This is a genomic window from Enterobacter dykesii (genome assembly GCF_008364625.2).
Taxonomy (GTDB): domain Bacteria; phylum Pseudomonadota; class Gammaproteobacteria; order Enterobacterales; family Enterobacteriaceae; genus Enterobacter; species Enterobacter dykesii.
Genome location: NZ_CP126604.1, coordinates 1,487,782 through 1,501,016 on the forward strand (window position 1 = coordinate 1,487,782; position 13,235 = coordinate 1,501,016).

The window sequence follows — 13,235 nt, forward strand, 5'->3', positions numbered from 1 at the left end:
CTCATTTCTTCTACACTCTGCTTCAATCATTCCGTAATTTGCACGCAAAGGTAACAGTTGCGCACGTTGGCGCGTATAATGCGCGGCGTTCATGTAAACGGTATGCCTTATTTAAGGAGAAAAAGATGACGGCAGTTGCCCCGGTAATCACCATTGATGGGCCGAGTGGCGCAGGGAAAGGTACTCTGTGCAAAGCGATGGCGGAAGCATTGCAATGGCATCTTTTAGATTCGGGAGCAATCTATCGCGTGCTGGCGCTGGCCGCTCTGCATCACCATGTGGATGTCGCGTCTGAAGAAGCGCTGGTCCCGCTGGCTGCGCATCTGGATGTGCGTTTCGTATCGACTGATGGCAACCTGGAAGTCATCCTTGAAGGGGAAGACGTGAGCGGCGAAATCCGTACGCAGGAAGTGGCTAATGCGGCCTCTCAGGTCGCGGCGTTCCCGCGCGTTCGCGAGGCGCTTTTACGTCGTCAGCGCGCGTTCCGTGAAGCCCCGGGGCTGATCGCTGACGGACGCGATATGGGAACGGTGGTATTCCCTGATGCGCCAGTAAAAATTTTCCTCGACGCCTCTTCGGAAGAACGTGCTCAACGCCGCATGCTTCAGTTGCAGGAAAAGGGGTTTAGTGTTAACTTTGATCGCCTTTTATCCGAGATAAAAGAGCGCGATGACCGCGATCGTAACCGCGCCGTCGCCCCACTTGTTCCTGCAGAAGATGCATTAGTTCTGGATTCAACCAGTTTAACTATTGAGCAAGTGATTGAAAAAGCGCTACAATATGCGCGCCAAAAACTGGCACTCGCGTAATCGCGACCGATTTAGCAGTACCCCCGCTGCAATGGATTGACGGCGGGTATGTGAAACAACCCCATCCGGCACGGAGCCAGGTGGACGTTAATATTAACCTGAAGATTAAACATGACTGAATCTTTTGCTCAACTGTTTGAAGAATCCTTAAAAGAAATCGAAACCCGCCCGGGTTCCATCGTTCGCGGTGTTGTTGTTGCTATCGACAAAGACGTAGTACTGGTTGACGCCGGTCTGAAATCTGAGTCCGCCATTCCGGCAGAGCAGTTCAAAAACGCCCAGGGCGAACTGGAAATCCAGGTTGGTGACGAAGTTGACGTTGCTCTGGACGCAGTAGAAGACGGCTTCGGTGAAACCCTGCTTTCTCGTGAGAAAGCTAAACGTCACGAAGCATGGATCACGCTGGAAAAAGCTTACGAAGAAGCTGAAACTGTGGTCGGTGTTATCAACGGCAAAGTTAAAGGTGGCTTCACTGTTGAGCTGAATGGTATTCGTGCGTTCCTGCCAGGTTCTCTGGTAGACGTTCGTCCAGTTCGTGACACTCTGCACCTGGAAGGCAAAGAGCTTGAGTTCAAAGTAATCAAGCTGGACCAGAAGCGTAACAACGTTGTTGTTTCCCGTCGTGCCGTTATCGAATCCGAAAACAGCGCAGAACGCGATCAGCTGCTGGAAAACCTGCAGGAAGGCATGGAAGTCAAAGGTATCGTTAAGAACCTCACTGACTACGGCGCATTCGTTGACCTGGGCGGCGTTGATGGCCTGCTGCACATCACCGACATGGCGTGGAAACGCGTTAAACACCCAAGCGAAATCGTGAACGTGGGCGACGAAATCACTGTTAAAGTGCTGAAGTTCGACCGTGAGCGTACTCGTGTATCCCTCGGCCTGAAACAGCTGGGCGAAGATCCATGGGTAGCTATCGCTAAGCGTTACCCAGAAGGTACTAAACTGACTGGTCGCGTAACCAACCTGACTGACTACGGCTGCTTCGTTGAAATCGAAGAAGGCGTTGAAGGTCTGGTGCACGTTTCCGAAATGGACTGGACCAACAAAAACATCCACCCATCCAAAGTTGTTAACGTTGGCGATGTAGTGGAAGTGATGGTTCTGGATATCGACGAAGAACGTCGTCGTATCTCCCTGGGCCTGAAACAGTGCAAAAACAACCCATGGCAGCAGTTCGCGGAAACCCACAACAAGGGCGACCGTGTTGAAGGTAAAATCAAGTCTATCACTGACTTCGGTATCTTCATCGGCCTGGACGGCGGCATCGATGGCCTGGTTCACCTGTCTGACATCTCCTGGAACGTTGCAGGCGAAGAAGCAGTTCGTGAATACAAAAAAGGCGACGAAATCGCTGCAGTTGTTCTGCAGGTTGACGCAGAGCGTGAGCGTATCTCCCTGGGCGTTAAACAGCTCGCAGAAGATCCGTTCAACAACTGGGTTGCACTGAATAAGAAAGGCGCAATCGTAAACGGTAAAGTGACTGCAGTTGACGCTAAAGGCGCAACCGTAGAACTGGCTGACGGCGTTGAAGGTTACCTGCGCGCTTCTGAAGCTTCCCGTGACCGCGTTGAAGATGCCACTCTGGTTCTGAACGTAGGCGACGACGTTGAAGCTAAGTTCACCGGTGTTGACCGTAAGAACCGTGCAATCAGCCTGTCTGTTCGTGCTAAAGACGAAGCTGATGAGAAAGATGCAATCGCCACTGTTAACAAACAGGAAGATGCAAACTTCTCTAACAACGCAATGGCTGAAGCTTTCAAAGCAGCTAAAGGCGAGTAATATCAGGTTCTCAGCATCATTTGCGCTGTAACGCATTTACAGCCTGAAGGATGAGGAGCAAACTTGACAGATTGCAGGATTCGTCCTGTAATCAATAACAAAGGGCGGCTACGGCCGCCCTTGTTTAATGAGCTGTTCAGCTAATTGGTTTGAAAGGAACCGGAGGAATCATGACCAAGTCAGAATTGATTGAAAGACTTGCCAGTCAGCAACCGCATATCCCTGCCAAGGCAGTGGAAGATGCCGTAAAAGAGATGCTGGAGCATATGGCCTCCACTCTTGCCCAGGGCGAGCGCATTGAAATCCGCGGTTTCGGTAGTTTTTCTCTGCACTATCGTGCTCCACGTACCGGGCGTAACCCGAAAACTGGCGATAAAGTCGAGCTGGAAGGTAAGTACGTTCCACACTTTAAGCCGGGCAAAGAACTGCGCGATCGCGCCAATATTTACGGCAACTGAGTTTAGCCAGCCGGTTAAACTGGGTTCGAAAGAAAGCACCTGCGGGTGCTTTTTTTGTGTCTGTCGCTTTCATTCTGAAGATGCCCCGCATTTTCCATTTCGTTTTCTGCAAACCGATAAAAACAGCACAGTGCGCGCAGTAAAACGCACTCTTCCCATCTGACATTCCTTCTGCCTGATTACATACTGCCCCTCTGAAACAGGGAGGTAGCAATGGGAATTCCCGCGCTTAGCATCTGCGCCATTCTGGCGATAGCCCCGTTACTCTGGTTACCTGTACTGCCATCACGTCATACCGTGTGGATAATGATTGTTGGCGGGATCGTGCTGGCCGCACGGCGAAACGTACGACTGAAGTATGCGGGTATCACGCTGTTATTTTGCGTGTGGGGTATTCTGGCTGCGAAGGAGAGCGTCTGGCCGATGCAGCATTTAACCACGGGGGCCGTGCAGGCTGAGGTAGCAATTACCGCCACAGATGGCGCAACGCAGCATCAGGGAAACATTCTCCGCGTCGATGGCCAGCGCTGGTGGGCCTCTACCGGCGTAACGCTGTATGGCAATTATCTGCCACAGAAAGCGTGTGCCGGTCAGCGCTGGAGCATGACGCTCAGGCTCAGGCCTGCTCATGGCGAACTGAACGACGGCGGCTATGATTCCCAGCGCAGCGCTTTATCTCGGCACCAAACGCTGAGCGGGCGCTTCACCCGTGCGGAACTCGTCGATGGGCGCTGCAGCCTTCGATCGCAATATCTCATGTCACTGCAAAACCGCCTTTCTGCTTACCGCTGGGGGGCTGTTATCCTCGGACTGGGAATGGGTGAACGTCTGGATGTGCCCCGGGAAATACAAGACCTGATGCGTGAAACCGGGACGCTGCATCTGATGGCGATTTCGGGTCTGCATATCGCGCTGGCGGCATCCCTCGCCTGGTTACTCGCACGTGGGCTTCAGTTTTTATTACCCAGCCACCGTATCCACTGGCAAATGCCTCTCCTGGCCGGGTTATGCTTTGCCGCTTTCTACGCCTGGCTTACCGGTCTGCAACCTCCTGCGCTACGCACGGTCATCGCGCTTGCTGTGCTTGCAATGTTGCGGATCGCTGCCAGGCAATGGTCTCCATGGCAGGTATGGGGGGGCTGTATCGCAGCGATCCTGATAAGCGATCCCTTAGCCATACTCTCGCAGAGTCTGCTCTTGTCTGCATTTGCCGTCGCCGCACTGATTTTCTGGTTTCAGTGGCTGCCTCTTCCTCGCTGGCGCCGGGCACGACGTATACGGCCGCTGCTGAACCTGATCTATCTGCAGGTGGGCATGCTGATGCTGCTGATGCCACTACAGGTTCTGATTTTCCATGGCTTCAGCATCTCCTCCCTGGTCGCGAATCTCTTTGCCGTTCCCCTGGTGACGTTTGTCTCCGTGCCGCTGATCCTGCTCGGCATGCTGCTTCATCTCCTGCCGCTGGCGGCACCTGAAAGCGTCGTCTGGTTCGCAGCCGATAAGTCACTTGCGGGATTGTTCTGGCTCCTCATGCGCTTGCCTGATGGCTGGCAAAATGTCGACCAACGCTGGCAGTACATGACATTACTGCCCTGGCTTATCATCATTGGCTGGCGCTTTCGTGCCTGGAAAACCCTTCCTGCCGTTTGTCTTGCAGGGAGTGTTTTACTCACATTTCCTCTCTGGAGAACGGAAAAAAACGAGAGCTGGACGCTGCATATGCTGGATGTAGGGCAGGGGCTGGCGATGGTCGTTGAACGGCAGGGAAAAGCCATTCTCTATGATACCGGGCTTGCCTGGCCGGGCGGGGATAGCGCGCAGCGGTTAATTATCCCGTGGCTTCGCTGGCATCACCTGCGGCCTGAAGGCGTTATTCTCAGTCATGAACACCTCGACCATGCGGGAGGACTCGCATCGTTGCAAAAAGCGTGGCCGGACGTGTGGGTAAGAAGCCCATTGCGCCTAGCGGGGCATCACCCATGTTTTCGCGGGCAGAGATGGAAATGGCAGGGACTCTCCTTCACCGTACACTGGCCCCCTGAAAATTACCCGGCTCAGGGAAACAACCATTCCTGCGTGGTAAAGGTGGACGACGGTGAGCAGAGTGTTCTGCTAACGGGGGACATTGAAGCGCAGGCGGAACAGGCTATGCTTAGCCATTACTGGCGTTATCTGACGTCCACGCTCATACAGGTGCCCCATCATGGCAGCAATACTTCGTCGTCATTGCCGCTGGTACAGCGGGTGGAAGGTCAGATCGCCCTGGATTCCGCGGCCCGCTATAACGTATGGCGATTCCCGTCGGCAAAAGTTGTCCGACGCTATCGAAAAGAGGGGTACATCTGGCACGATACCCCTCATTCTGGACAAATATCGGTGACATTCTCGCAACATTACTGGCAAATCCGGCGCTTGCGTGAGCAATTTTTACCCGTTTGGTATCATCAGTGGTTTGGCGAGCCCGTCGATAACGGGTAGAATATGCGGCTATTTCAACGAATGCTGGTTTTTTGAATGCATAACGACAAAGATCTCTCCACGTGGCAAACCTTCCGCCGACTCTGGCCGATGATTGCGCCCTTTAAAACAGGCCTGATCGTGGCGGGAGTAGCGTTAATCCTCAACGCAGCCAGCGATACTTTTATGCTATCGCTTCTCAAACCGTTACTGGACGACGGTTTTGGTAAAACGGATCGCTCAGTGTTGCTATGGATGCCTCTGGTGGTTATCGGACTGATGATCTTACGCGGCATTACCAGCTATATCTCCAGCTACTGTATTTCCTGGGTATCAGGGAAAGTGGTTATGACCATGCGCCGTCGCCTGTTCAGCCACATGATGGGCATGCCGGTCTCGTTCTTTGACAAGCAGTCTACCGGGACGCTGCTGTCCCGTATTACCTACGATTCCGAGCAGGTTGCCTCTTCGTCCTCAAGCGCACTGATCACCGTTGTGCGTGAGGGCGCGTCAATCATCGGCCTGTTCGCGATGATGTTCTATTACAGCTGGCAGCTGTCGATCATCCTTATCGTTCTGGCGCCGATAGTTTCTATTGCTATCCGCGTCGTCTCAAAGCGCTTCCGCAATATCAGTAAGAATATGCAGAACACGATGGGACAGGTGACAACCAGCGCGGAACAGATGCTGAAAGGGCATAAAGAAGTTCTGATTTTCGGCGGTCAGGACGTCGAAACCAAACGCTTTGATAAAGTCAGCAATAAAATGCGCCTTCAGGGGATGAAAATGGTCTCGGCCTCTTCCATCTCTGACCCGATTATTCAGCTGATAGCGTCACTGGCGCTGGCATTCGTCCTGTATGCGGCAAGCTTCCCTAGCGTGATGGAGACGCTGACGGCGGGTACTATCACCGTGGTCTTCTCCTCGATGATCGCCCTGATGCGTCCGCTGAAATCCCTGACGAACGTGAACGCCCAGTTCCAGCGCGGGATGGCCGCCTGCCAGACCCTGTTCAGCATTCTGGATTCCGAGCAGGAAAAGGATGAAGGTAAGCGCGTGATCGAGCGTGCAAACGGAGACGTTGAATTCCGTAACGTGACCTTTACCTATCCGGGCCGCGAAGTGCCTGCCCTGCGTAATATCAACCTGTCTATTCCGGCGGGTAAAACCGTGGCGCTGGTGGGCCGTTCCGGCTCGGGTAAATCGACGATTGCCAGCCTGATGACCCGTTTCTACGACATTGATGAAGGTGAAATCCTGTTAGATGGTCACGACCTGCGGGAATATACCCTGCAGTCGCTGCGTAACCAGGTGGCGCTGGTTTCCCAGAACGTGCACCTGTTTAACGATACCGTCGCCAATAACATCGCTTATGCGCGCACGGATGAATACAGCCGCGAGCAGATTGAGAACGCCGCGCGTATGGCCTATGCAATGGACTTTATCAACAAGATGGATAACGGCCTGGATACGATAATCGGTGAGAACGGCGTGCTTCTCTCCGGTGGCCAGCGCCAGCGTATTGCGATTGCGCGTGCGCTGCTGCGCGATAGCCCAATTCTGATCCTGGACGAAGCGACCTCGGCGCTGGATACGGAATCTGAACGCGCTATCCAGTCCGCGCTGGATGAACTGCAAAAGAACCGTACCTCGCTGGTGATTGCGCACCGTCTGTCGACTATCGAGCAGGCTGATGAAATCGTCGTGGTTGAGGATGGCGTCATTGTTGAACGCGGAAGCCATGCCGATCTACTGGAACACCGTGGCGTTTATGCCCAGTTGCATAAGATGCAGTTCGGTCAACAATGATTGCACGCATCTGGTCCGGTGAATCCCCGCTGTGGCTGCTGCTTTTGCCGCTCTCCTGGCTGTATGGTCTGGTGAGCGGCATTATCCGTCTGCTTTACCGTTTAGGATTTAAGCGGGCCTGGCGTGCGCCGGTTCCGGTTGTAGTGGTCGGTAATCTCACGGCGGGCGGCAACGGTAAAACCCCGGTGGTGATCTGGCTGGTGGAGCAATTGCAAAAACGCGGTATTCGTCCGGGGGTTGTCTCTCGCGGTTATGGCGGTAAAGCGGCGCAGTATCCTCTTCTGCTCACGGCGGAAACTACAACCGCCGAAGCGGGCGATGAACCGGTCCTGATATATCAGCGTACCGGCGCGCCGGTTGCGGTTTCGCCGGTGCGCAGCGACGCCGTTCAGGCACTGCTTGCCGAACACGCGGTGCAAATCATCATTACGGATGATGGTCTGCAACATTACGCCCTGGCGCGTGATAAAGAGATTGTGGTCATCGACGGGGTTCGCCGCTTCGGTAACGGCTGGTGGCTACCGGCCGGACCCATGCGCGAACGCGCTTCGCGCCTTAAGTCCGTTGATGCGGTGATTGTTAACGGCGGTGAGGCAAAAGCGGGTGAAATCCCCATGCACCTGCAGCCGGGTCCTGCGATTAACCTGCTGACGGGGGAACGCCGGTCGGTTGCTGAGCTGCCTTCACCGGTGGCGATGGCGGGTATTGGTCATCCGCCACGCTTCTTCGCGACGCTGGAACAGTGTGGTGCCCGTCTGGAAAAGCGCGTTCCGCTGGCCGACCATCAGGCGCTGGTGGAAGGGCAGGTAGATGCCCTGACCGTACCGGGGCAGTCGCTGATCATGACCGAAAAAGATGCGGTGAAATGCCGCGCCTTTGCGAAAGATAACTGGTGGTATCTGCCGGTTGACGCCGAACTCAGCGGTGAGCAGCCGGAACGTTTGCTCAAGGAACTGATTGCGTTGGTGCACTAAAAGCTTACGCGGTTCTGGTGGCGCTTTGACTGACAGGAAAACGCATGTCTCTACCGCAACTCTCGCTCTCAGCCGCACGTAATCTCCACCTTGCCGCGCAGGGGTTGCTTAAAAAGCCCCGCCGCCGCGCGCAGCCTGCCGATATTCTCTCTACCGTCCAGCGCATGTCGCTGCTTCAAATCGACACCATTAACATAGTGGCCCGTAGCCCATACCTGGTGCTGTTTAGCCGCCTGGGGAATTATCCTTCGCAGTGGCTGGATGAGGCGCTCAGCAAGGGGGAGTTAATGGAGTACTGGGCGCACGAAGCCTGCTTCCTGCCCCGCAGCGATTTTGCCCTGGTTCGTCACCGCATGCTTGCCCCTGAAAAGATGGGCTGGAAATACCGTCAGGCGTGGATGCTGGAACATGCGGCTGAAATTGAGCAGCTTGTCGCGCATATTCAGGATAACGGTCCCGTACGCTCCGCTGATTTTGAACATCCGCGCAAAGGCACCAGCGGCTGGTGGGAGTGGAAACCGCACAAGCGTCATCTTGAAGGACTGTTCACGTCAGGTAAAGTCATGGTCATTGAACGGCGTAATTTTCAGCGCGTTTATGACCTGACGCATCGCGTGATGCCCCACTGGGACGACGAGCGTGACCTGCTTACTCAGGAGGCCGCCGAGGCCATCATGCTGGAGAACAGCGCCCGCAGTCTGGGCATTTTCCGTCCGCAATGGCTGGCAGATTATTATCGCCTTCGTCAGCCCGCGCTGAAACCGCTGATGAACATATGGCAACGCGAACAGCGCGTCATCCCCGTCACGGTGGAAACGCTGGGCGAAATGTGGCTGCATGCGGATCTCCTCCCGCTACTGCCTCTGGCCCAGGAGGGGAAACTTCAGGCAACCCACAGTGCGGTGTTGTCGCCTTTCGACCCGGTCGTCTGGGATAGAAAACGCGCCGAGCAGCTGTTCGATTTTAGCTACCGGCTGGAATGTTATACCCCGGCTCCAAAGCGCCAGTATGGTTACTTTGTTCTCCCGCTGCTGCATAAGGGGCAACTGGTCGGGCGCATGGACGCCAAAATGCACCGCAAGACCGGCACGCTTGAAATCATTGCGCTTTACCTGCAAGAGGGGGTCAGGGTGACGGCGAGCCTGGAAAAAGGGTTAACGTTCGCCATTGGCGAATTCGCGCGCTGGCAGGGTGCCCGCGAAGTGACGCTGGGCCGGGTGCCCGACGGACTGTTTACTTCCTGTCGAAGTGGCTGGGAAACAGGCACTCCCTGAAAAGGGAATGTGTTAAGCTTTAGCGATTACCCATACGGAGGAACTATGGATCACCGTTTACTTGAAATTATTGCCTGCCCGGTATGCAACGGCAAACTCTACTACAGCCAGGACAAACAGGAGCTGATTTGCAAGCTGGACAGCCTGGCTTTCCCGCTGCGTGACGGCATTCCGGTACTGCTGGAAAATGAAGCTCGTTCCCTGGTGGCAGAAGAGAGCAAACCATGAGTTTTGTTGTCATTATTCCTGCGCGCTATGCCTCAACGCGTCTGCCGGGTAAACCGCTGGTGGATATCAACGGCAAGCCGATGATTGTGCATGTCCTCGAGCGTGCGCGTGAATCCGGTGCCGATCGCGTGATTGTTGCTACCGATCATCCTGACGTCGCCCGTGCGGTTGAGGCGGCAGGCGGTGAGGTGTGCATGACCCGCGCCGATCACCAGTCCGGCACCGAGCGTCTGGCGGAAGTGGTTGAGAAATGTGGTTTCAGTGATGATACGGTTATCGTGAACGTGCAGGGTGACGAGCCGATGATCCCGGCGGTGATTATCCGTCAGGTGGCAGAAAACCTGGCTCAGCGTCAGGTCGGTATGGCGACGCTTGCGGTACCCATTCACCACGCTGAAGAGGCATTCAATCCGAATGCGGTGAAGGTGGTCATGGATGCCGAAGGCTATGCGCTCTATTTCTCCCGCGCCACGATCCCGTGGGATCGCGATCGCTTTGCGCTCTCTAAAGAGACAATCGGTGATACTTTCCTGCGTCATATTGGGATTTACGGCTATCGCGCCGGCTTTATTCGTCGATATGTTACCTGGGCGCCGAGTCCGCTGGAGCATATCGAAATGCTGGAGCAGCTTCGCGTGCTCTGGTACGGCGAAAAAATTCACGTTGCCGTTGCCAGCGAAGTGCCTGGAACGGGCGTTGATACGCCGGAAGATCTTGAGCGCGTTCGCGCCGAGCTGCGCTAATACCGCCTGCATCCCTCCTGACGGGGGGATGTCCTCTCCCCGCTAATTCCCCTTTCTTTTTCCTAATTGTTCTCTTCCGGGTGACATCTCCCTTCAGGACGCTCATTATAAAAGCAGTAGTCTTAATGGGGGTAATCTCATATGGAACAGCTGCGCGCCGAACTTAGCCATCTGCTGGGTGAGAAATTAAGCCGGGTCGAATGCGTGAGTGAAAAGGCAGATACCGCGCTTTGGTCGTTGTATGACAGTCAGGGCAACCCAATGCCGCTGATGGCCAGAAGTTTCACCTCGCCGGGCGTTGCCAGACAGCTGGCATGGAAAATGTCGATGCTGGCGCGGGAGGGAACCGTCCGTATGCCGACGGTGTATGGCGTGATGACCCACGAGGAACACCCCGGCCCGGACGTGCTGCTGATTGAGCGCTTGCGCGGCGTGCCCGTTGAAGCGCCCGCGCGCACGCCGGAACGCTGGGATCAGTTAAAAGACCAGATTGTCGAGGCGCTGCTGGCCTGGCATCGCCAGGATAGCCGCGGGCTTGTCGGTCCGGTCGACAGCACTCAGGAAAACCTGTGGCCGCTGTGGTATCGCCAGCGGGTGGAAGTGCTGTGGGGAACGCTTAACCAGTTCAGCAATACCGGTTTGACCATGCAGGATAAGCGTATTCTGTTTCGCACCCGAGAGTGCTTGCCGGCGCTGTTCGACGGTTTTAATGACAACTGCGTGCTGATTCACGGTAATTTTACCCTGCGCAGCATGCTCAAGGACTCCCGCAGCGATCAGCTTCTGGCGATGTTGGGGCCGGGGATAATGCTCTGGGCTCCGCGCGAATATGAGCTGTTCAGGCTCAGCGACAGCGGGGCGGCGGAAGGTTTACTGTGGCACTACCTTCAACGCGCGCCCGTTGCAGAAGCGTTTCTCTGGCGGCGCTGGCTTTATCTGCTCTGGGACGAAGTCGCGCAGCTGGTCAACACCGGACGCTTTAATCGCGCAAATTTCGATCTGGCGACAAAATCACTCTTGCCCTGGCTCGCCTGACGATCCTTTCAGCCACTGCCAGAGGCGTCCGAGCGTCTCATAACCGACGCGATCGCTGTGCATCAGCCACACCGGGGAGGGGATCGCCCGTTCCCACGGGTTGAGCGGCGCGTCGATGGCCATCTGGTTTGCCGGTGCGGGAAGCGGGTGCAGGCCTTGCTTCTGGAAAAAAATCATCGCGCGCGGCAGGTGTGAAGCGGAGGTCACCAGTAAGAACGGGACATCGCCAATCGCCTGCTTCACTGCGGCAGCCTCTTCCTCGGTATCTTTTGGCCTGTCCAGGGTGATAATCGAGGAGCGCGGTACGCCGAGCGATTCCGCGACCCTGGCGCCCGCTTCAGCCGTACTCACCGGGTTTGTTTTGGCTGCCGCGCCGGTGAAGATCATTTTTGATCCCGGATTTGCCAGCCAGAGGCGAATGCCTTCGTTTAGCCGTGGCAGGCTGTTGTTGATCAGATTTGAACTGGGGGCCCAGTCAGGATCCCAGGTATATCCGCCGCCCAACACTACGATGTACGCCACTTTCTGATTTCCCTGCCATGTTGGATACCTTTTTTCGATGGGGCGTAACAGCCCATCCGCGACCGGCTGCAGGCTCAGCAGCAGCAAGACCAACCAGCCGAACGTGATCAGCGTTTTTCCACTCTTCTGAAAGCGACTAAACCACACCAGCGCCAGCCCCAGGGCGATGATGATGAGCAGCAGCGGAAGGGGAAGCATCATCCCTCCAATGTATTTCTTAAGGGTAAAAAGCATCCTTTTTGGTTCCTTTTTTGACCATATAGCAGGTGTTTACCCGTGATATTACACCAGAGAGGTTCATTCTCCGCGCGGGTGTGACAAAATAGCGGTTTTGCAGTTAGCGAGTGGAACTCTCCCAATGCGGGATCGCAATTTTGATGACATCGCGGAAAAGTTTTCGCGCAACATTTATGGCACCACGAAAGGGCAGCTCCGTCAGACGATCCTCTGGCAGGATCTGGACACCATTCTGGCCACCTTTGGTGGGCAAAAGTTGCGCGTGCTGGACGCCGGTGGCGGTGAAGGGCAGACGGCGATAAAAATGGCCGAGCGCGGTCATCACGTCACGCTTTGCGATCTTTCTGCTGAAATGGTCGCCCGCGCGACGCGTGCTGCAGAAGAGAAAGGTGTGAGCGACAACATGCATTTTATACAATGCGCCGCCCAGGACATCGCACAGCATTTGGAAACCCAGGTTGATCTGATATTGTTTCATGCGGTGCTGGAGTGGGTTGCCGATCCGCAAAGCGTGTTACAAACCCTGTGGTCGATGTTGCGCCCGGGCGGCACGCTGTCGCTGATGTTTTACAATGCTAACGGCTTCCTGATGCACAACATGGTTGCAGGAAACTTCGACTATGTGCAGGTCGGGATGCCCAAAAAGAAAAAGCGCACGCTTTCCCCGGACTATCCGCGCGATCCACAGCAGGTTTATGGCTGGCTGGAAGCGATTGGCTGGCAGATCGTCGGGAAAACGGGCGTCAGGGTGTTTCATGATTATCTGCGTGAAAAACACAAACAGCGTGACTGTTTTGACACCTTAACAGAATTAGAAACGCGGTATTGCCGTCAGGAGCCTTTTATCAGCCTTGGCCGCTATATTCACGTCACCGCGCACAAGCCGCAGATGCAAGGATAACCT

General features: G+C 55.3%; 12 protein-coding genes. 11 read left to right on the plus strand and 1 reads right to left on the minus strand.

Annotated elements, in window-relative coordinates:
• Positions 1-125: 125 nt before the first annotated feature.
• The 10 genes from cmk (at position 126) to F0320_RS07030 (ending at position 11,572) form a co-directional block, all read left to right on the plus strand.
• A complete protein-coding gene (gene cmk, locus F0320_RS06985; RefSeq protein ID WP_013097305.1) occupies positions 126-809 on the plus strand; it encodes a (d)CMP kinase in 684 nt (227 codons plus the stop codon).
• A 111-nt stretch (positions 810-920) separates the two neighbouring features.
• Positions 921-2,594 carry a 30S ribosomal protein S1 gene (rpsA, locus tag F0320_RS06990; RefSeq protein ID WP_008499966.1) on the plus strand — a complete coding sequence of 558 codons (1,674 nt, stop codon included), beginning with the start codon at positions 921-923 and terminating at the stop codon, positions 2,592-2,594.
• A 170-nt stretch (positions 2,595-2,764) separates the two neighbouring features.
• Positions 2,765-3,052 carry an integration host factor subunit beta gene (gene ihfB, locus F0320_RS06995; protein ID WP_008499965.1) on the plus strand — a complete coding sequence of 96 codons (288 nt, stop codon included), beginning with the start codon at positions 2,765-2,767 and terminating at the stop codon, positions 3,050-3,052.
• 213 nt (positions 3,053-3,265) lie between these two features.
• Complete coding sequence (locus tag F0320_RS07000) at positions 3,266-5,530, plus strand: ComEC family protein (RefSeq protein ID WP_126328144.1); 2,265 nt, start codon at positions 3,266-3,268, stop codon at positions 5,528-5,530.
• Positions 5,531-5,566: 36 nt separating this feature from the next.
• Entirely contained in the window at positions 5,567-7,318 is a 1,752-nt protein-coding gene (gene msbA, locus F0320_RS07005) for a lipid A ABC transporter ATP-binding protein/permease MsbA (protein ID WP_126328145.1), read from the plus strand.
• Positions 7,315-8,292, plus strand: coding sequence for a tetraacyldisaccharide 4'-kinase (lpxK, locus tag F0320_RS07010; protein WP_126328146.1), 978 nt, complete (start codon positions 7,315-7,317; stop codon positions 8,290-8,292). Before msbA ends, lpxK begins: the two co-directional genes overlap by 4 nt.
• A 44-nt stretch (positions 8,293-8,336) precedes the next feature.
• Complete coding sequence (locus tag F0320_RS07015; RefSeq protein WP_126328147.1) at positions 8,337-9,566, plus strand: winged helix-turn-helix domain-containing protein; 1,230 nt, start codon at positions 8,337-8,339, stop codon at positions 9,564-9,566.
• Positions 9,567-9,611: 45 nt separating this feature from the next.
• Positions 9,612-9,794 carry a protein YcaR gene (gene ycaR / locus F0320_RS07020; protein ID WP_006174474.1) on the plus strand — a complete coding sequence of 61 codons (183 nt, stop codon included), beginning with the start codon at positions 9,612-9,614 and terminating at the stop codon, positions 9,792-9,794.
• Positions 9,791-10,537 (plus strand): 3-deoxy-manno-octulosonate cytidylyltransferase, encoded by a 747-nt coding sequence (gene kdsB / locus F0320_RS07025; protein WP_023311001.1) that lies wholly within the window; start codon positions 9,791-9,793, stop codon positions 10,535-10,537. The genes ycaR and kdsB overlap by 4 nt, the downstream gene beginning before the upstream one ends.
• Positions 10,538-10,678: 141 nt before the next feature.
• Positions 10,679-11,572 carry a YcbJ family phosphotransferase gene (locus F0320_RS07030; protein ID WP_126328148.1) on the plus strand — a complete coding sequence of 298 codons (894 nt, stop codon included), beginning with the start codon at positions 10,679-10,681 and terminating at the stop codon, positions 11,570-11,572.
• Here the strand turns inward: F0320_RS07030 and elyC are convergent.
• Positions 11,549-12,328, minus strand: coding sequence for an envelope biogenesis factor ElyC (gene elyC, locus F0320_RS07035; protein ID WP_126328149.1), 780 nt, complete (start codon positions 12,326-12,328; stop codon positions 11,549-11,551). The two genes, F0320_RS07030 and elyC, sit on opposite strands and share 24 nt — an antisense overlap.
• A gap of 124 nt (positions 12,329-12,452) precedes the next feature.
• Here elyC and cmoM point away from each other — a divergent pair, with 124 nt between their 5' ends.
• Positions 12,453-13,232: a tRNA uridine 5-oxyacetic acid(34) methyltransferase CmoM gene (cmoM, locus tag F0320_RS07040; RefSeq protein WP_126328150.1), complete on the plus strand. Its 780-nt coding sequence runs from the start codon at positions 12,453-12,455 to the stop codon at positions 13,230-13,232.
• Positions 13,233-13,235 lie beyond the last annotated feature (3 nt).

Excerpts from the sequence above, each read along its gene's own strand:
- cmk (WP_013097305.1), top strand. The coding sequence starts at position 126 with ATGACGGCAGTTGCCCCGGTAATCACCATTGATGGGCCGAGTGGCGCA.
- rpsA (WP_008499966.1), top strand. The coding sequence starts at position 921 with ATGACTGAATCTTTTGCTCAACTGTTTGAAGAATCCTTAAAAGAAATC.
- ihfB (WP_008499965.1), top strand. The coding sequence starts at position 2,765 with ATGACCAAGTCAGAATTGATTGAAAGACTTGCCAGTCAGCAACCGCAT.
- F0320_RS07000 (WP_126328144.1), top strand. The coding sequence starts at position 3,266 with ATGGGAATTCCCGCGCTTAGCATCTGCGCCATTCTGGCGATAGCCCCG.
- msbA (WP_126328145.1), top strand. The coding sequence starts at position 5,567 with ATGCATAACGACAAAGATCTCTCCACGTGGCAAACCTTCCGCCGACTC.
- lpxK (WP_126328146.1), top strand. The coding sequence starts at position 7,315 with ATGATTGCACGCATCTGGTCCGGTGAATCCCCGCTGTGGCTGCTGCTT.
- F0320_RS07015 (WP_126328147.1), top strand. The coding sequence starts at position 8,337 with ATGTCTCTACCGCAACTCTCGCTCTCAGCCGCACGTAATCTCCACCTT.
- ycaR (WP_006174474.1), top strand. The coding sequence starts at position 9,612 with ATGGATCACCGTTTACTTGAAATTATTGCCTGCCCGGTATGCAACGGC.
- kdsB (WP_023311001.1), top strand. The coding sequence starts at position 9,791 with ATGAGTTTTGTTGTCATTATTCCTGCGCGCTATGCCTCAACGCGTCTG.
- F0320_RS07030 (WP_126328148.1), top strand. The coding sequence starts at position 10,679 with ATGGAACAGCTGCGCGCCGAACTTAGCCATCTGCTGGGTGAGAAATTA.
- elyC (WP_126328149.1), bottom strand. The coding sequence starts at position 12,328 with ATGCTTTTTACCCTTAAGAAATACATTGGAGGGATGATGCTTCCCCTT.
- cmoM (WP_126328150.1), top strand. The coding sequence starts at position 12,453 with ATGCGGGATCGCAATTTTGATGACATCGCGGAAAAGTTTTCGCGCAAC.